Genomic DNA, 18,980 nt, shown 5'->3' on the forward strand with positions numbered 1-18,980 from the left:
AACGATGACACCAGTTGCGGCCGCGTGGTTTGCCGTCCCGTTCTTCCTGCTGCCCGGGTTCCTGTTCAACCTCATCGCGGGCGCGAAGGGGCCGCGCGCGCTGGCTGCGGCGCTGCCGGTGAGTTTTGGCATCTTCGGCATGAGCGCCTGGGTGTGGGGGCTGACCTCGGCGCCGCTGGACCTGTGGACGCTCGGCGTGAGCCTGGTTGTCGCGTTCGCGACGGCGGCGGTGTGGCGGTACGCGTTTGCTCGCAAGGCGCGGCGCGGCGGTGCCGTGACGTGGCGGCGCGCGCTTTTCCCGGGGGACTGGCGCAAGGGCACCTTGCTGGACCTGTACTGGCTGCTGCCCACCGCGGGCGTGGTGGTTGGCGCGTGGCTGCTCATCAGCGAGCGCCTCGGCTGGCTCGTGCGCTCGCCGCACGGCGTGTACAACATCGTCCAGGGGTGGGACGTGCAGTGGCACGCCAACCTCGTGCGCTTCATCATGGATGAGGGGATTGCCTCGCCAACCAGGCTGGGCGAGCTGCAGAACGTGGAGACGCACGCGCAGCTGCTCTACCCGTCGGCGTTCCACACCGGCATCGCGATGTTTGGCAAGGTGGCCGGGCTGGACCCGATCCCTACGCTGAACATCGGCATGATTGTGCTGACGGGGCTGGCGCTACCGGCGACGGCGGCGTGCATGGCCTTTGCGTTCCTGCGTTCGCGCGGGCTGACCGCGCAGATTGCGGGCGGGCTCGCGGCGATCCTTGTGACCGTCGCCCCGCAGCTCATCTGGGTCGGCGACTACGTGGGCATGTGGCCGTACCTGTTCGCCATGTCGCTGACCGGCATGGTCATCTGGCAGTTCGTGCGGGTCCCCGCCGAGCGCATCACGGCGCTGCCCGCGCTGGTGGGGCTGCTCGGCGTGCTCACCGCCCACCCGGCGGCGGTGACCGTGGTGGTCATCGGCGTGGGCCTGTACTGGCTGACCTCCACGCTGGTCGCGCCCGAGCGCGGCCGAATCAGCGATACGTTGTGGCTGGCGGCCCCGGGCATCATCGGCGCGGTGCTGTACCTGCCGCAGGTGTTCGCCGGCTCGGCGCAGGCCGAGGAGGTGTCGGGCTGGAAGCCCGTGGAGAGCGAGGACCTGGACAGCGGGTGGGCGGCCGCGTTCACGATGGGCACTCGGCACGTGCACCAGCTGTTCCCGGGCTTCGACCCGACCGTGCTGCTGTGGCTGGCGGGGCTGGGCGCGGTGGCGCTGGTGGTGTGGCGCCGCCAGGTGTGGGCCCCGCTGTTCTACGCCATCTGGCTTGCCATCGCGGCGAACGCGCTCGCGCCGGTGGGCGGCCCGCTTTCCGGGCTGCTCACGCTGGTGGGCAACCTGCACTACAACACGGCGCACCGCCTGATCTTCCCGGTGGCGCTGTCGGTGGCGGTCGGCGCGGCGATCGGGGTCGCGGTGATGATCCGCCTGTTCACGCTCGCGCCGGTGGCCGCACGGCTGGGCTCCCGGGGGTGGGAGAAGGGGAGCGGGGTGGCGTCGATAAGCATTGCCCTGGTGCTCGCCCTGATTGGCACGCCGATGGTGCAGGCCGGCGCTGTGGACGGCGAGCGGCGCGCGTTTGACGGCGGGCGCAACGATGACCGCATGGTTAATGACGATGACCTCGCCGCCTGGGATTGGCTGGCCACCCAGCCCGCGGCGTGGAACGGCACGATCATGGGCGATCCGGCCGACGGCCACTCGTGGGCCTACGCGTACAACGGGCTGCCCACGCTGTCGCGCCACTACCTGTGGCCGACCGGCGGGCTGGGCTCCAACATGGACATCACCTACTGGGCCGCCCGCGAGATCGGCGAGGGCCTGCGCGGCGACCCGACCGCGAAGAACATTGTGGACGAGGGCGCGGAGGCGCTGAACATCAAGTTCTACATGCTCAGCCCGGGCGCGTTCTGGCCGATCCAGCTGGAGCGCCTGCAGATGCAGCGCGGCTTCTGGACCTCGCGCGGCCTCACGCCCGTCTACCGCAAGGGCGATGTGGTGATCTTTGCCGTCAACGAGCAGTTCACCCGCGCTGAGCTCGAGGGCATGATTGACGACGCCCACGAGCACGGCTCCGACACGCTCTACCAGCTCGAGCCCGCGAATGGCGGGGCGGGTTATGCTGCGGGGACAGCGCCTTTGCAGTAGCCTGAAGCGGTCCGGTTCGGGGGAGCCGGGTTCAGACCGCTGGAGGGGGATGCACACATGGCGCGTTTGCTGCCAACGACAAAGACGCAGGTGTCCGGGCACCGGTTCCTGCGGCGCAGGGTGGAGCACGGCCTGATTCTCGGCGACATCCGCATGATCCACGACCCGCTGTCCTCGCGCCGCCGCGCGATGATCTTCGGGCTAGTGGCGGTGCTGATGATCTCGGGCGTGATGGGGCTGTTTGCGTGGATGCGCCCGAACCCGGACCCGGGCGAGGCGGCGGTGATCCGCGCTGCGGACGGCAGCCTGTTCGCGCGCGTGGACGACACCGTGCACCCGGTGACCAATCTGACCTCTGCCCGTCTGATCGTGGGCGGGCCCGAGGAACCGGTGCGCGCGGGCGACGAGCACCTGGCCGCGCTCGCCCGGGGCGTGCCGGTGGGGATCGGGGTCGCACCGTCCGTGTTCGCCCCCGAGGACGCCGAGGACACGCACTGGGCGGCGTGCACCGCGCCCGGCGACGCCGTCGTGGTGCGCGCCGTGCCCGCGCAGGCGCCCCTGCTTGCCGAGGACACCGCGCTCCTCGCCGAAGTCGACGGCCGCGAATGGCTGGTCACCCGCGACGGCCGCACGCAGTTGCCGCCGCCGGCCACCCCGGAAGGCCGCGTGCTCCGCCGCGGGCTCGGTATCGACGCCACCACCCCGCGCTGGCGCCCGCCCGCCCCGGTCCTCGGCGCGCTCCGCGAGCACCCGCCGTTCGCCCTACCCAACCCACTGCCGCGCGTGGTCCGCACCGGCACCAGCGACTGGGCGGAAACCTCGCGCGGGGTGCAGGAAATCACCAGCGCCCAGGCACAAATGCTTATCGACGTCGGCGCCATCCCCTCCGAACTCACACCCCAAGCAGTCGCCGACCGGCCCGACGCCGAGCCCGCGGTGGACATCCGCCTGCCCGGGCGCCTGGTGCGATTCCTCGACCCGGCGGGCGCGGTTGCCGGGGTAGATAGCTCTGATGCCGCTGATGGGGCGCTTGCGACCTGCGCGACCGAAAGCGGCGGGGCCGCTCACGTTCCTGCGAGCGAAGCGCTCGAGGGGAGTGTGTTGCTGTCCGGTGAGGGTCCCGCCACCCGCTTCGCGGGCCTCCCGAGTGGTGCGGTGGCCGTGGACACCGGGCACGGCTACCACGTCGTGGACCAAACCGGGCTGCGCTACGAGGCGCCCGACGCGGGAACGCTGGAGACCGTGGGCGCTGCGCGGACCGAGCAGGTGCCGTGGTCGATCGTGCAGCTGCTGCCGGCGGGCGAGCGGCTTACTCGCGAGGCCGCGCTGACAGCGACCTACTAGCAAGCAGCTTCTTACTCTGCGGTGGCAGAGTGGATTCGGCCTAAAACCAGCACCCCGGCCCGCCTCAGCCCGACCAGCTAGTTACGCTGCCGCCGCATCCCACGAAGCCCACGCAGCCGCGCCACCCCAACCAGCGCGATGAGCAGTAGGGAAGCGGCGAGAAGGACTTGGCCCAGCCGGCCGACGGACGGTGAGGCGTGTTCGGCGGCGGGGGTGAGGGTGAGCGGTGGGGCGTCGATAAGCGATTGAGGCTCGAGCTGGGTCACGGCGACGTACGGGTCGAGTGCGCCGCCGCTGGGCTGGGATGCGGCGTAGAGGTGCGCGCGCAGCTCGGCGGGACCCAGGTGCGGGTGGCGCTGCTTGAGTAGGGCCGCGGCACCGGTGACGGCGGGTGCGGCGAAGCTGGTGCCCGCGTAGGGGGCGGGGCCATTGCTGCCTACGGTGCCGGTGGCAAAGCCGGTGCCATCGGAGGCCAGCGCCAGCGGGACCGTGCCCGCCGCGGAGAGCGAGGGGCCCGGGACGCGGATGGAGTAGCCCGCCAGGTCGTGGGCGGTGTCGCGCGCGCTGACGGCGAGCACGGTGGGCGAGTGCGCGGGGTAGACGGCGAAGCCCTGCTTGCACTCGCCGGATTCGTTGCCGGCGGCGGCGACAACGAGCACACCTTCGGCTTCGGCGCGGGCGAGTGCGGCGTCGAGCGGGCCGGTGTCGATGCGCGCCGCGAGCTCCGGCGGTTGGCAAGATACGACAGAGGCGTTGATGATGTGGGCGCCTTCGTCGATGGCGTTGTGGATGGCGCTGGCTAGCGTAGCGAGCGATCCCGCGGTGGGGTCCTCGCCCTCCTGCGCGTGGTCGCGGTAGTGCGCGGAGGTCTGCCGGATGGAGATGAGCTCGGCGTCGGGCGCCACACCCAGCTCCGTTCCGGCGATGATGCCGGCGACGACGGTGCCGTGCGAGTCGCAGTCGCGAAGCGGGTCGGGGGCGTCGTGGTCTACAAAGTCGCGGCCCGGCCGCAGCTGGTCCAGCTGCGGGTGCGGGTGCACGCCGGTGTCGATGACGGCCACGCGCACCCCGCGCCCGGTGGCAAATGCGTGTGCTTTGGCCAGCGGATCGGTCGCATCGAGCCGCGCGCGTTCGTCCGCGGTGCGCGCGGGAGGCGGGGGTGCGTGGACGGGAACCGTGCAGTCATAGTCCTGGGCGTGTGCAGGCGGGACAAACGTCACCGGGGCGGTGGCACAGAGCGCGACCCCCGCGGCCCAACTGATGCGGCGCATCGGTCACAGCCCCCGAATCATGGAAAACGCGCCGGTCAGGTGCACGGCCAGCGGGATCGCCGCGATGATGGCCGCGGTTTCGGCACGCTCGAACCACACGACGGTGGTCGGCTCGAGCTCGGGCACGCGCGGGATCCACAGGCTCGCCGTCGCCGCCACCAGTGCCAACAACACGGCGAGCGCGATGCACACCGGGTGCGGGTGGGCACTGCGTGCGACGGCGACGGCGCAGGCTAGCACCGCCCCGAGCGCCGCGGCGGTGAGCGCGGCGCGCGGCACCGGGTAGTGGTTGCGTCCCGCGTAGATGGCCAGCGCGCCCGCGGTGCACACCGCGAACGCGAACGGCCAGGCCCCGCCGTCCCGCACGGTCGCGAGTATCGACGGCACCAGGCAGGCCGCCACCGCGCAGGAGATCGCGGCAACGATGGTCACGGCACGGGCACTTCGCTTATCGACGTCCACCTGGTACCCGTCCGCGGTGGTGAACGCTTCGCCGGCGGTGGGCACGCGCGGCACCTTCAGCCCGGCGGCGCGGGTGGCGATGGCGGGCGTGGAAAGCACTGCGATGAGGCAGGCGAGGACGGCGAGCGCCGCGGACGCGTGGCGCGCGGGCAACCACGCGCCGCACGCCCCCGCGCTGAGCAGCACGGCCAGCGCGGCGGTGAGCGTCGCCGGGAAGGTGGCGGCCAGCCCTGCGACGGCGCCGCCGGCGAGCAGCACGCACGCGGTGGCGGCGCCGGCAAGCACCCCCAGCGCCGGGTCGGCGCCACCGTCCCACTGTGCGGGCTCGCCCGCCACCCAGAGGGCGACGGCGGCACCGGCGAGCGCGGGCAGCGGTGCGAACAGAGCCCGCGAACCGGCGCCCATGGCGAGGGCGAACAGGGCGAGCACGCCTAGTCCGAGCGCGACTGGGGTGGACACGAACATGCCAGCCACCACGGCGAGCCCGGCGCAGCCGGCGAAGGAGGCGAACACACTCAGCCCGCGCGTATCCCGGGCACCGGCGGCGGCCGCGTCGAGGGACTCCGCGGCGTCGCGCACCATGGGCGGTTCGGTGACCTCTTGGGGTCGGAGGACGGCGACGCTGCCGTCGCGAAGCTTCAGCTTGTGCAGCGGCGTCACCATGTCCAGGGGCTCGCCGCCGACGGTGGTGGCCTCCCACGGGCGATGGATGCGCGGCAGCTCCACATACGTGGCGAGTTCCGGGAGGATCTCCGCGAGGGTGGACGAGGTGGGAAGCGTCAGGTCGATGTCGCGGTGGAACGAGACGGCGCTGACGCGGACGGTCATGCGCACGATGTGGTGTGCGGACGTGGCTACCAAGGTATAAACCCCCGTGAATCTGGCGCGGACCCCCATTTGCCGCGCGGTGGTGCCAAGTATGGCGTAAAAAGCCGGTCACGTCCAGAGTTCGGGGCGGTGCCCGAAAAGTGGACACTACGGGCTGGTGAAATAACCGGACTTACGCAGCTCATAATCGTGCGAACACATCTTGCCGGCAAACGAGCTGGTTGGCAACAGTTAAGAAGCTCTCGTTTCCGGAAGCGTTAAACGACTCCGCCAGCGAATTGTCGGCACTGGTGCCGACCGCCGCCATCGACCAGGGGACGATGAAACTGCGCTGCAGCACACGCGCTTTCATGTTCCGAGTGGCCGGCAATGGTAAAGCGAACCAACATCCGAGAGCAACAGTCAACCACCGCAGCCGGATACAAATTCGACTCAACCGAGATTGGCAGTCAGGTGGATTGGCCCACGTTGGTTTGTGGTGACCTTTGTATTTTTGGTGCATGCGCGTCGTCGACGCTTCTTCTTGATCCGGGCGATTCGCTAATGGGGGACTGGGCCTCTGTAGCTTTAGGTGTGGTTATGCATCAGTACGTCTCGAAAAAGATGCTGGACGACGATAGCGCTTGGGCGACCAGCACATATACCTAATGAAGTACGGAAGACGTCCAGGCCGAGGCGCCGAGCGTAATGGATTTTGGAAGAACGAAGCTGCTTCCACTCAGAGAACTACGTTCGAATCCATGGAAGCGCATGAAAGTCGGCAAAGCGACGCGCGGATTTACCCCAGAACTGCTCGATTATCGGATCAAACGTGGCCGGAAAATACAGGACGGCTTTGAAAGCATGGAGCTCAGCATTGAACCTTTGTCTCGCGCCGAAGGCGGTCTTCAGTTCGTTCCGTGATGGCCAGTCGAACACGCAAGAACTGACGCCTAATGGCATGTACCTTGGGCTGCGTAGGAATCCCGCGTCCCGGCTTTCTGTTCATAGCTCATTCAAATTGAAAGGGAATCTATCATATGCAGAGTCTGACAGGAATGCGTACAGAGCTTCGACAAGGCACGCTTGAAATCGACGGTATCACCATCGAAAGCCGTATCGGTGTGGACCTCGAGCCTCACAGCGAATATAGTTTGAGCCTCGAATTTGCGGTTCGCCAAGGAACAGTGCCCACTGCAATGAGGCTTAAGACTTTTCACGCTGAGTTCGTTCTTTCTGATGATGAGACAGAAAACAGCATTCGCCTTACCGACGGTGTGAGCAATAGCACAAGCTTTCGTCTGCGAACGGGACAAAAGTCAGGATTGCTGAGTGTTTTTAACGAGTACCTGCATAGCTATTGGGAAGGTGTCGAACCCGCCTACGAGTACATGACCGGCGATTCCGGGATTGTTATCACCAAGAGGGAAGGCGACACCATTCACTTTGCCTGCAACAACCGCAGTCCGCGCGAGCAGCTAGCGTTTGAGGACGTCACGGGGACTCTTACGGTTACGAAAGTTGGTTCAGCGAAAGATCATTCCATCGCCCCTGCAGAGGATGGATCGCCGATTCAGCAATATTGCTTCATCGACAGCGGCGATGAGCAACCCGAGGAAAACAAGCTCATTGATATTGCTACTGCGCTTTCGGGCAAGACCTCCCCGGCGAGTGAAGCGGTCACTACGTTAATTGACAGGCTTGAAGGACTTGACTACACCATCATTGCTTCGACTGACAATGCCGTCACCATCGAAGTCGACATCTCGAATGAGGACACCACCGAATTCGCAATGGTCGACGAGGCCCGACTGTGGAATCTCAACCTAGTGAAGGTACGCACCCACGCCCTGCTCAACCAAAGCAAGATTTAGCCGGGAAGTGTCCTGTCTATCGGGGGTTGTAGACACGGATCCACTCACCCCGCCCAACCCCCAAACGCCCGGGCGTTACTCGATCCTCACCATGGCGTTACTAAATCGGTGGTCTGAACACTTAGGAAGGATTGGACGCTTTGCCACGTCCAGAAAGCTATCCTTCAAAATTTTTCCGATTGATCCGCCTGGAGTCCTGCTCACTGCGACGCGCTTATGAGGACGTCGGAGAGCTCCTTATGAGTCGCACCGCACGCTGCACGTTGAGCACCGCGCCAGCGCTTAGCGTCTGAGATCTCTTACGGTTCAGACATCGAAACCGTACACGCAGTACTCAAGCACATTGTGACGTGAATACCGCGAGTCAAAACATGCAAACGGGATTCTCAAGGTCACTTCGGCTTTGCACCGTTCCGCGACGGAACTCGACCGTCCCACGACAAGATTATTTGCGTCATCGACGCATTCAAGAATCAATTTGGGTTCGAGACCATCCGCCGACTTTTCAGATAGTCAGAGTGCGGATTCATCGCCTCCCGCAGCTACCGAAAGCCACCACCCATGCCGCAATCAATGGGGCCCTGAAGCGGTAGTTTTGATTATCCCGAGGTTTCAACGCGTCCCTGCAGAAATCCTCTCGGCCTAGGTCATCCGCAAGATGTGGCAGGGCATGCACCGTGAAAGCCTTCAAGTCTGCCGCAGCAAGACCGCACGCCTGCTGAAATTCGCAGTTGTGCCCGGTCGCTGATGCGGACAAACTCGGCCACCACGATCAGCCTGACGCTTGCGGACCAACGTTCAAATACTGTGCACTTGAAACGTCCGGGCCGCATCACCTGGGTGACTTTGTGCGACCGACATTACTTATGTTCACGCTCTTTCAGTTCTTGTCAATACCGTATTTTTCGTCGACGTCTCCATCAGAAAAATGTCGGTGTTACCGCACCGCAGACGATGCGTACCCTTGCGCTGACGATGGAGGCCTTGAAAAGTGCATTAGCCACTACTGGGCGAATCTACGGCAAAAAGCTGTTACTAGGCGGTGATTGGGGAGGCCCGTAGGTGGCTTGAAGTGCGTATTCGGGCTGGCCGAGACAGTCAACGGTCTCTACAAGACTGAGCTCATCTATGATTAAGCTTCTTGGACGTCGGTGAGAGATGTCGAGTTCGTCTACCCTGCGGTGGGTGCGCCGGTGGGACGCAAATGCCTACACGAAGTACCGGACTTCACGACCTCACAGTAAGCGGACACCGAATAGTGATTGTCTCAGCTCATCGGCACGGGTCCACTAGAGAAGCGGATCCACTTGGGGCGCTTGAGTGTCTTCTTGAGCAGTTGTGGCCTAATTTTCTGGCTGGTTCGTGCTTTGGTTGAGCAGGGTATGGGTGCGTACCTTCACTAGGTTGAGATTCCACAGTCGGGCCTCGTCGACCATTGCGAATTCGGTGGTGTCCTCATTCGAAATGTCGACTTCGATGGTGACGGCATTGTCAGTCGAAGCAATGATGGTGTAGTCAAGTCCTTCAAGCCTGTCAATTAAGGTAGTGACCGCTTCGCTAGTCGGGGAGGCCGTGCCCGAAAGCGAGGTAGCAATTTCAACGAGCTTCTTTTCCTCGGGTACTTCATCACCACTGTCAATGAAGCAATATTGTTGAATCGGCGATCCATCCTCTGCAGGGGCGATGGAATGCTCTTGCGCTGAACCAACTTTAGTAACCGTAAGCGTCCCAGTGACGTCCTCAAACGCTAGCTGCTCGCGTGGACTGCGGTTGTTGCAGGCAAAGTAAATGGTGTCGCCTTCCCTCTTGGTGATAACAATCCCAGCATCATCAGTCATGTACTCGTAGGCGGGTTCGACACCTTCCCAATAACTATGAAGGTACTCGTTGAAAACACTTAGCTTGCCATCTTTCTGTCCGGTGCGAAGGCGAAAGCTTGAGCAATTGCTAACACCGTCAGTAAGGCGAATGCTGTTTTCTGTCTCATTATCAGAGAGTACGAACTCAGCGCTATAGGTCCTAAGTCTCATTGCAGTGGGTGCAGTTCCTTGGCGTACTGCAAATTCGAGGTTCACAATATATTCGCTGTGAGGCTCGAGGCACACATCGATAGCGCATTCAATAGTGATGCCATCTATTTCAAGTGTGTCTTGGCGACGCTCTAAACGCATTGCCGTCAGATCTTCCATTTAAATGGTTCCCCTTTCGATTTGAATGAGTTATGAACAGAAAGCCGGAACGCAGGATTCCTACGCAGCCCAAGGTACATGCCATTAGGCGTCAGTTCTTGCATGTTCGACTGGCCATCGCGGCACCGAAAGTATGCCCCCAGTTCAATGCGCGGGGTAGAGGATCAAGCTCGACTCCGCGCTTCATCCCTGACATATTGTCGGGGCCTCTCAGGCATGGTTGAGCTACCTTTCAACGAGGTGGATGCTGGTGTAGTGCCGTAATTCGTCCGATTTGATGCGCTTGGCTTAACTCGAGTTGTACTTCTCCGTGTTGCAGGCAACTTTGTTGCGACGGTCTGCACCGCCTGGAGGCGCTGACGCGGACGGTCATGCGCACGATGTGGTGCGCGGACGTGGCTACCAAGGTATAAACCCCGTGAATCTGGCGCGGACCCCCATTTGCCGCGCGGTGGTGCCAAGTATGGCGTAAACTGCCGGGCACGTCCACAGCTCGGGGGCTGGTTCGGGGGAACCAGCGGCTGTGGCCAGCAACGATAGGGGGGATTCGTCCCGTGCTCGGAGTCGACCACAACCCGGTGCTCGCGCCAGCGCCGACGCAGCTGGGAGAGGCGCCTGCGCTGCCGGCTGGCGCGCTGCACGCCGAAGCGGTGCCGCAGGCGCAGAAGCAGCAGCCGATGCCCATGCTGCGCATTCTTATGCCCGTGATCATGATGGTGGCGGTCGGCGCGGTGATGGCGCTGATGATGCTTTCGGGGCGCGCCGTGGGTCCGATGATGCTCATCTTCCCGCTCATGATGGCGTTCGGGTTGCTCGCCATGTTCCAACCGCAGGAGCAGCAGGGCGATATGGACGAAACGCGGCGCGTTTATCTGCGCCACCTTGACGCGCTGACGCGTCGGGCGCGCACCAATGCGGTCCAGCAGCGTGAGCACTTCACCTACGTGCACCCGGAGCCCGCGCTACTGCTCACGGGCGTGCCCACCTACCGGGTGTGGGAGCGCACCGCCGCGAGCCCGGAGGCGCTGCAGGTGCGGCTGGGCACCGGCAACATGGCGCTGTGCACGCCGGTTGAGGTGGAAGATCCGGGCTCGCCCGAGGACTTGGATCCGGTGTGCGCGGTGAGCCTGCGACGTGCCGTCGCGGCGGTGAACACTGTGGCGGGCATGCCGATCGTGGTGCAGCTCGCCGCGTTTCCTGCGGTGACGCTGGCGGGCCCGCGCGCCCGCGAGGTGGCTCGCGCGATCGTGTCCCAGCTGGCGTTCTTCCACGGCCCGGAGCTGGTAGGGCTGGACCTGGAACATTCCGGGATGCGGTGGGCGAAGTGGCTGCCGCACACCAGGGAGCCGGAGCAGGCGGAGTTTCGCGTCGCGGTCCTCGATGCGCAGGCGGAGCCGGAGGGAGCGGGGCAGCGGGGGCACGCGGCGTCGATAGCCCAGACTGCCCAGGCCGCGGACTGCGTGATCACGGTGCACCCAGACGCGGACGCGTTTGTGGACGAGCACGCCTTTCACGTTGTGTGCGAGGACACGCTGACGGCGATGACGGAATCTGGCTCCGAGCATCTCGGCACGCCCGACCGGTTCGCGGACGAGGAGGCGCAGATCATCGCCCGCCACCTGGCGTTTTACCGCCGGCCCGACGACGGCACCGGGGCGCGCAAGACGGGCGGGGACCTGCTGGCCATGCTGGGCTATGACGACGTGCAGACGCTGGATATGCACACCATGTGGCCGGGCCGGGAGGGGACCCGGCAGCGGCTGACTGTGCCGATTGGGGCCACGCCGGACGGGCAGGCGGTGTACCTGGACCTCAAGGAGGCGGCGCACGGCGGCATGGGCCCGCACGGGCTGTGCATCGGCGCGACGGGCAGCGGTAAGTCGGAGATGCTGCGGAGCTTGGTCGCCGCCCTCGCCGCCACCCATTCGCCTGATGAGCTGAACCTGGTGCTCGTGGACTTCAAGGGTGGCGCGACCTTCCTGGGCTGCGACGCCTTGCCGCACACGTCCGCGGTGATCACCAACCTGGAAGATGAAGCCGTGCTGGTGGAGCGCATGTACGACGCCATCTCAGGGGAGATGAATCGACGCCAGGAGCTGCTGCGTACCGCCGGGAACTTTGCCAACATCACCGACTACACTGCGGCCCGCCTGCGCGGAGAGGCGCTGGACCCGCTGTCGGCGCTGGTGATCATCGTGGACGAGTTCTCCGAGCTGCTCACACAGCACCCGCACTTTGCTGACCTGTTCGTGGCGGTGGGCAGGCTGGGCCGTTCGCTCGGCGTGCACCTGCTGCTGGCTTCCCAGCGACTGGACGAGGGCAAGCTGCGCGGGTTGGATTCGCACCTGTCGTACCGCATTGGCCTGAAGACGTTTAGCTCGGGCGAGTCCCGCCAGGTCCTGGGCGTGCCGGATGCCTACGAGCTGCCGGGCGAGCCCGGGTCCGGATTCCTCAAGGCGGGCTCGCCCGATCTGGTCCGGTTCCGCGCCTCCTACGTGTCTGGCCCGCTGACCAGGCGAGTCGTGGAGGGGGCGTCGGCGGAGGCACCGGCGGTGCGCCTGTTCGAGGGCTGGGAGCCGCCCGCGCTAGAGGCGCAGACGAAGGTGGACACGGACGCCACGACGACCACGCTGGACGCGGTGGTGCAGCGGGCCCGCGAACTCGCGGAGGCCGCCGGGATGCGCGCGCACCAGGTGTGGCTGCCGCCGCTGCCGGACGCGCTGGAGCTCCACACCGTCAGCGGGACCGGCGCGGAGCGGCTTCGGGCACCCGCCGGGCTTATCGACGACCCCTACCGCCAACGCCAAGACCCGCTCATGGTGGACCTCTCGGTCTCCGGCGGGCACATCGCGATCGCCGGCGGGCCGCAGACCGGGAAGTCGTCGGCGCTGCGCACCATCGTGGCCGCACTCTGCCTGCACCACACCACCGAGGAGCTGGCGGTCTACGGAATCGACGCGGGCAGCGGCGGCCTCGACGACCTGGAGCGCCTGCCGCACGTCGCGGGGGTGGCGCTGCGCAGCGACGAGGAGCGCGTGCGCCGCGTGGTGGATGAGGTGACGGGGGTGATCGAGGTGGCGTCGGCAAGCATGCGCCCCGCGCGCGAGACCATCCTGCTCATCGACGGCTGGCACACGCTGACCGCGCCGGACTCCAAGTTTGAGGACCTCAAGGAGCCGCTCGCGCGCATCGCCTCGGAGGGGCCGGCCGCGGGCGTGCACCTTATGGTCACGACGCAGCGCTGGAACGCGATCCGCCCCAACGTGCGCGACCTCATTGGCACCCGCTACGAGCTGCACCTGACCGAGCCGATGGACTCGCTCATTGACCGCAAACTCCAGCAAAAGCTTCCCGCCAAGCCCGGACACGGACTCACGCCCGGCGGCAAGCACATGCTGCTCGCCCGCGCGAACACGCAGGACCTCGCGTACATTGCCGCCCAGGCCGCCGACCAAACGCCGGTCCCCAAACTCAAGGTCCTGCCCGCCCACGTCACCACAGGGGCATTGCTTACCGACGCCACGCCCACCCCACCCACGATCCCCCTCGGCATCGGCGGCCCGCACCTGGCGCCGGTGCGCTGCGAGTCGGGCCACGTCCTGGCCATCGGCACGGGCGGGTCGGGCAAGTCCACCGTGATTGCCAGCGCGATCACCGCGATCGAGGCGATGGACCGCGAGCAGGCGCGCATGGTCATCTGCGACCCGCGCCGGGCCCACCTGGGCCGCGCGTCTGACGAGATGACTGCGGCGTACGCGGCTTCGTCGACGGCGATCGCGGACGCGACCAAGGCGCTGGTGACCACGATGCGGTCCCGCCTGCCCGGCGCGGACGTCACACAGGTGCAGCTGGCGCAGCGCTCCTGGTGGTCCGGGCCGGACATCTACCTGGTCATCGACGACCTGGAGCTCGTCGGCGACGAGCACTTGCGCGACGTCGTAGCGCTGCTTCCGCACGCCCGGGACATCGGCCTGCACGTGGTGGCCGCCCGCAAGTTCGGCGGCGTTTCGCGAGCCCTGTTCGGCGGCTTCCTCGGCGCGATGAAGGACGTGCACCCGGATGTGCTGGTGATGGACGGCACCCGCGACGAGGGCGCCTTGTTCGGCGTGAAGCCGACGCCGCAGGCCCCGGGGCGGGCGACGCTGGTGCAGGCCGGGACCACGGTGGGCACGGTGCAGCTGTGTGCCCCGTATGAGGAAGGAGAACACCTATGACCAGTACCTTTACTTCTCAAGACACGCCGACGCTGCGCGTGGTCATCACGAAACAGGCCACCACCTTTTCCGGCGCGGCAAACCTGCACCGCCTGGATGCGCCGAGCCCCGCCGAGGTGGCGCGCAACGTGCGCAGCATCTTCGGGCCCGACCCGGGCGGGGCGCACGTGCACCTCGTGGCCCAGGAGTCTGTGATCCACGCGGTGGACCAAGCGCTCGCGGATTACGACGTCCACCTCACCGGCGAACTCGCCACGGACGAATGGGAGCGCAGCGACGCTCACGAGCCTGAGCAGGCTAGCGCAGCGCCAGAGCCGCGGCACCGGCTCCGGGAGGAGCCCGACGGCATCGGGCCCGCCGAGGCGTACCCGGCGCGGCCTTCGCCGGTGCGGCGACCACAGCCGGAGCAGGGGCTTGCGGGCGAGCTGGCACCGGACACGGATCGCCGCGGCACGTGGGTCCTCGCCGGCGTCGTCGGGGTGGTTGTGCTCGCGTGCGCCGTGGCGGTATGGCTCACCGTCCGGGGCTTGTTTGGGGAGACCGGGGTGGATGGTACAGGGGGAGGGGGCGTCGATAAGCATGAAGCCCCTGCGCCCGAAGTGATTGAGCAGGACGGTCTGAGCGTCGAGCTGCCCGCCGGGTTTACGTTGGAGCAGGACGGCGACATGTGGCGCGCGGTCGGGCCCGACCCGAACTTCCGGTTGCAGCTGAGCGTGGACGATCGGTTCAACCTGCCCCCGGAGACGCTTGCGGAGCAGCTGCGCAAAGATATTGCGCTTGACGACGACGTCGAGCTGGTCACCACCGACGGGTACGCAGTGACTTACCTGGAGCGGGCGGCGGACGGCTCGCAGGCGCTGTGGAAGACCTGGCCCGAGGGCAACGTGCAGCTCTCGGTGGGGTGCCACACGCGCGAAGTACCGACGCAGATCCAGGAAGCGACGTGCGCGATGGCAATGAATTCTGCGCGCTTTGACGGGGGAAACGTGCAGGTAGATGCGGATAAAGGGGTGGTTGCCTTGGAAGGGTAGAAAACTTTTTTCTCAACCGAGGGAACCGACGGGCATCTTTTTACGTCCAATATATGAACAGCACAACACAGTGACTGTTTGCCAACCAGACACTCTTGATACGAGGGGGAACCATGAGCAACTTTCAGACTGAAGCCGATGTGATGCGCTCCACGGCAGACCACGCTGACTCCGTCAACGCGGACGTCAACCGCGAGATCGACCGGATCCAGGGGGTCGCCGAGTCCGTCCGCACGTTCTGGCAGGGCAGCGCGCAGCGCAGCTTCGACGGCTTGATGATGCGTTATGACGACGCCCAGCGCCGACTCACCGAGGCGCTGACGGACATCTCGCACAACATCCGCGACAACGCCAAGCACTACGAGAACACCGACGTGACCACCACCGAGAGCCTGGACCAGCTGTCCGGCTCCGCGGGACTGGCGCTGTAACCACAACTCACACACCACTGAAAGGACACCACTGACATGCACATCAAGTACGACTTTGGCCAGATCGGCAGCACTGCCCAGGACATCCGCACCTCCGCCGCCACCATCAACGGCCAGCTCAACGAGCTCAAGGAGGTCATCCGCCCGATGACGGCGACCTGGGAAGGCGAGGCCGCGACCAGCTACATGGCGCACCAGGCCAAGTGGGATCAGGCGGCGGCGGATCTCAACGAGATCCTCAACCAGATCGCCAACACCGTCGAGGATGGCAACAACACCATGAGCGCCGTCAACAACGCCGCAGCGAATAGCTGGGGCTAACGGGGGAGCCTCAGGGGGAAGATTCGGGGGAATCGATACAGGGGGAAACGTGAGCGCCGCTGCGGGATTGGGGGATCCTGCGGCGGCGCTTCGCTGTTTTGGAGCTGAGGTGGACATCGCGTATGGTTATACCCCTGTGTGTCCTGCCGGTTTGAACCGGCGACGCGCCCATCGGGTCTCCACCGGCCGCCGTTGGGGGCGCGGGCACCGAAGTATGGCCGGCAGCCATCTAGACAGACTTTAAGGAGTCATGCATGTCTACTTACCACCCGAAGAGCGGTGACATTACCCGTAAGTGGTACGTCATCGACGCAACCGACGTGGTGCTGGGCAAGCTCGCTTCCACCGCAGCGGACATCCTGCGTGGCAAGCACAAGCCGCAGTTCGCACCGAACGTTGACACCGGCGATCACGTCATCGTGATCAACGCCGACAAGATCCACATCTCCTCGAACAAGCGCGATCGTGAGATGCGCTACCGCCACTCCGGTTACCCGGGTGGTCTGAAGTCCATGACCCTGGGCCGCGCCCTGGACGAGCGTCCGGACCGCGTGATCGAGGAAGCTGTGAAGGGCATGATGCCGCACAACAAGCTTTCCCGTCAGTCCATCAAGAAGCTTCACGTCTTCGTCGGCGACGAGCACCCGTACGCTGCGCAGAAGCCGGAAACCTACGAGTTTAAGCAGGTGGCACAGTAATGACCGAACCGAACACCAACGCAGAGAACAACGTTGCAGACGCTGGCGACATCGACGCCGCCACCGCCGCAACCGAGGAATTCAACTACACCATCGGCGACGCAGTTGCGCCCGAGGTTGACGAGTCCGAGGAGACCGTCGCCGAGCCGGTGAACCTGCACGAGGGTCCGATCCAGACCGTTGGTCGCCGTAAGCGCGCAATCGCTCGCATCACCGTGACCGAGGGTGAGGGCAAGATCATCGTCAACGGCCGCGAGTTCGAGGAGTACTTCCCGAACAAGCTGCACCAGCAGGACATCCTCCTGCCGCTGACGCTGCTCGAGCGCGAAGGCCAGTTCAACATCAAGGCCAACCTCAACGGTGGCGGCCCGACCGGCCAGGCAGGCGCACTGCGTCTGGCCATCGCCCGCGCACTCAACGTGTACAACCCGGCTGAGCGCCCGACCCTGAAGAAGGCCGGCCTGCTCACCCGTGACGCACGTGCCGTCGAGCGCAAGAAGGCAGGTCTGCACAAGGCCCGTCGCGCACCGCAGTACTCCAAGCGTTAATCGCTTCCATTACTGCAAGGCTTTACGCCGTCGCCCCGTTCACCTGGGGTGGCGGCGTTTTGTTGTTGGTGGAGGGCTCGGGCAGACCCCGCACCTGTACGCCGCCGGGGTGTGCTGCATAATTGTCCGTATGACTCGAATGTTTGGAACTGACGGCGTCCGTGGACTTGCAAACGAGAAGCTCACGGCATCCCTGGCAATGAAACTTGGCGCGGCGGCCGCGACCGTGCTGACGCGCGACCGGCGCTCCACCAAGCGCCGCCCGACCGCCCTGATTGGGCGTGACCCGCGCGTCTCCGGTGAGATGCTGGCGGCGGCCATGGCGGCGGGGATGGCGTCGAAAGGCGTGGACGTGCTCCGCGTCGGCGTGATTCCTACGCCGGGCCTGGCGTTCCTGACTGATGATTACGGCGCGGACATCGGCGTGATGATTTCCGCCTCCCACAACCCGATGCCGGACAACGGCATCAAGTTCTTCTCCGCGGGCGGTAAGAAGCTCCCGGACGACGTGGAGGACGAGATCGAGCGGACCATGGCCACGCTGGAGGAGACCGGCCCCACCGGCACCGGCATCGGCCGCGTGATCGAGGAGGCGCCGGACGCGCAGGAGCGCTACCTCGCGCACCTCGCCGAGGCGATGACCACCGACCTCAGCGGTATTAAGGTCGTGGTGGACTGTGCCAATGGCGCGGCGTCGGAAGTCGCCCCGAAGGCGTACGAGGCCGCGGGCGCTGAGGTGACGGCGATCCACAACGCTCCGAACGCCTTCAACATCAACGACGGCTCCGGCTCGACCCACATGGACCAGATCCAGAAGGCCGTGGTTGAGCACGGCGCAGACATCGGGCTGGCGCACGACGGCGACGCGGACCGCTGCCTGGCCGTGGATGCGGAGGGCAACATTGTCGACGGCGACCAGATCATGGCCATCCTGGCCACCGGCATGAAGGAGCGCAGCTCCCTGGCGGACAACACCCTCGTTGCCACCGTGATGAGCAACCTTGGCCTGAAGCTTGCGATGCAGCGCGAGGGCATCGCCGTCGAGGAGACCGCGGTGGGCGACCGCTACGTGCTCGAGGCGCTCAACCGCAGCGGCTTCTCGCTCGGCGGCGAGCAGTCGGGCCACATCGTCGTCCCGGCCCACGCCACCACCGGCGACGGCACCCTGTCCGGCCTGCTGCTCATGGCGCGCATGGCGGAGACCGGCAAGACACTCGCCGAGCTGGCGCAGGTGATGCAGGTGCTGCCGCAGCAGCTGATCAACGTGCCGGTGTCGGATAAGTCCGCCATTCTCAAGGACCCGGAGGTCATCGCCGCGAAGGAAGCCGCAGAGGCGGAGCTGGGAGACCAGGGCCGCGTCCTGCTGCGCGCCTCCGGCACCGAGGAGATCTTCCGCGTGATGGTGGAGGCTTCGGACGAGAAGCACGCACGCGAGGTGGCCGGTCGCCTCGCCGCCGTGGTCGCGGCCGTGTAGTCTGCGAGCAGGCGTCCCGCGCAGTCGGTTCCCGCCCCCGGAAACAGGGGGTTTGAAAAAGTTTCCGGGGAGAGGGAACCGGAGGGGGTGTAGCTGCGTCTAATAAGGGGACAACAAAAACAGCGGCCCGCGCACGCGGG

Annotated in this window: 14 protein-coding genes and 1 pseudogene; 12 read left to right on the plus strand and 3 right to left on the minus strand. The window is 65.7% G+C overall.

Annotated features, from left to right (window positions below; all coding sequences use genetic code 11):
• The first annotated feature begins 4 nt into the window (after positions 1 to 4).
• Positions 5 to 2,176, plus strand: a complete 2,172-nt coding sequence (locus OVO38_RS01210; protein WP_267207549.1) for a DUF6541 family protein — start codon at positions 5 to 7, stop codon at positions 2,174 to 2,176.
• A 57-nt stretch (positions 2,177 to 2,233) separates the two neighbouring features.
• Positions 2,234 to 3,520, plus strand: coding sequence for a type VII secretion protein EccB (eccB, locus tag OVO38_RS01215; protein WP_267207550.1), 1,287 nt, complete (start codon positions 2,234 to 2,236; stop codon positions 3,518 to 3,520).
• Positions 3,521 to 3,597: 77 nt separating this feature from the next.
• On the opposite strand, the gene OVO38_RS01220 is transcribed toward eccB, so the two are convergent.
• Positions 3,598 to 4,791 carry a S8 family serine peptidase gene (locus OVO38_RS01220; protein WP_267207551.1) on the minus strand — a complete coding sequence of 398 codons (1,194 nt, stop codon included), beginning with the start codon at positions 4,789 to 4,791 and terminating at the stop codon, positions 3,598 to 3,600.
• Positions 4,792 to 4,794: 3 nt separating this feature from the next.
• On the minus strand, positions 4,795 to 6,081 hold the full coding sequence (gene eccD / locus OVO38_RS01225; protein WP_267207552.1) for a type VII secretion integral membrane protein EccD: 1,287 nt from the start codon (positions 6,079 to 6,081) through the stop codon (positions 4,795 to 4,797).
• Positions 6,082 to 6,831: 750 nt separating this feature from the next.
• Here eccD and OVO38_RS01230 point away from each other — a divergent pair.
• The 3 genes and pseudogenes from OVO38_RS01230 to OVO38_RS12420 all read left to right on the plus strand — a co-directional run bounded on the left by OVO38_RS01230 (position 6,832) and on the right by OVO38_RS12420 (position 9,178).
• Entirely contained in the window at positions 6,832 to 6,984 is a 153-nt protein-coding gene (locus tag OVO38_RS01230; RefSeq protein ID WP_158221606.1) for a hypothetical protein, read from the plus strand.
• A gap of 116 nt (positions 6,985 to 7,100) precedes the next feature.
• The gene (locus tag OVO38_RS01235) at positions 7,101 to 7,934 is read left to right on the plus strand and encodes a hypothetical protein (protein WP_143340129.1); all 834 of its coding nucleotides are present in this window, start codon (positions 7,101 to 7,103) and stop codon (positions 7,932 to 7,934) included.
• Between the two features lie 140 nt (positions 7,935 to 8,074).
• Positions 8,075 to 9,178 (plus strand): annotated as a pseudogene (locus OVO38_RS12420) (IS3 family transposase).
• A 99-nt stretch (positions 9,179 to 9,277) separates the two neighbouring features.
• On the opposite strand, the gene OVO38_RS01240 reads toward OVO38_RS12420, so the two are convergent.
• On the minus strand, positions 9,278 to 10,123 hold the full coding sequence (locus OVO38_RS01240) for a hypothetical protein (RefSeq protein ID WP_133064811.1): 846 nt from the start codon (positions 10,121 to 10,123) through the stop codon (positions 9,278 to 9,280).
• Positions 10,124 to 10,677: 554 nt separating this feature from the next.
• Between OVO38_RS01240 and eccCa the strand changes: the two genes are divergently transcribed.
• The 7 genes from eccCa to glmM all read left to right on the plus strand — a co-directional run bounded on the left by eccCa (position 10,678) and on the right by glmM (position 18,840).
• Positions 10,678 to 14,337: a type VII secretion protein EccCa gene (gene eccCa, locus OVO38_RS01245; protein WP_267207553.1), complete on the plus strand. Its 3,660-nt coding sequence runs from the start codon at positions 10,678 to 10,680 to the stop codon at positions 14,335 to 14,337.
• Positions 14,334 to 15,368, plus strand: a complete 1,035-nt coding sequence (locus OVO38_RS01250) for a type VII secretion-associated protein (protein WP_144716795.1) — start codon at positions 14,334 to 14,336, stop codon at positions 15,366 to 15,368. Before eccCa ends, OVO38_RS01250 begins: the two co-directional genes overlap by 4 nt.
• A 113-nt stretch (positions 15,369 to 15,481) precedes the next feature.
• Positions 15,482 to 15,799: a WXG100 family type VII secretion target gene (locus tag OVO38_RS01255; protein ID WP_095277829.1), complete on the plus strand. Its 318-nt coding sequence runs from the start codon at positions 15,482 to 15,484 to the stop codon at positions 15,797 to 15,799.
• A gap of 36 nt (positions 15,800 to 15,835) precedes the next feature.
• Positions 15,836 to 16,120 (plus strand): WXG100 family type VII secretion target, encoded by a 285-nt coding sequence (locus tag OVO38_RS01260; RefSeq protein WP_095277827.1) that lies wholly within the window; start codon positions 15,836 to 15,838, stop codon positions 16,118 to 16,120.
• A 254-nt stretch (positions 16,121 to 16,374) separates the two neighbouring features.
• On the plus strand, positions 16,375 to 16,818 hold the full coding sequence (gene rplM, locus OVO38_RS01265) for a 50S ribosomal protein L13 (protein WP_038588493.1): 444 nt from the start codon (positions 16,375 to 16,377) through the stop codon (positions 16,816 to 16,818).
• On the plus strand, positions 16,818 to 17,366 hold the full coding sequence (gene rpsI / locus OVO38_RS01270; protein WP_267207554.1) for a 30S ribosomal protein S9: 549 nt from the start codon (positions 16,818 to 16,820) through the stop codon (positions 17,364 to 17,366). Before rplM ends, rpsI begins: the two co-directional genes overlap by 1 nt.
• Before the next feature lie 130 nt (positions 17,367 to 17,496).
• Positions 17,497 to 18,840 carry a phosphoglucosamine mutase gene (glmM, locus tag OVO38_RS01275; RefSeq protein ID WP_095535312.1) on the plus strand — a complete coding sequence of 448 codons (1,344 nt, stop codon included), beginning with the start codon at positions 17,497 to 17,499 and terminating at the stop codon, positions 18,838 to 18,840.
• The last annotated feature ends 140 nt before the right edge of the window (positions 18,841 to 18,980 follow it).

The sequence above is a fragment of the Corynebacterium sp. Marseille-P8863 genome, assembly GCF_946902955.1.
Lineage (GTDB): Bacteria > Actinomycetota > Actinomycetes > Mycobacteriales > Mycobacteriaceae > Corynebacterium > Corynebacterium gottingense.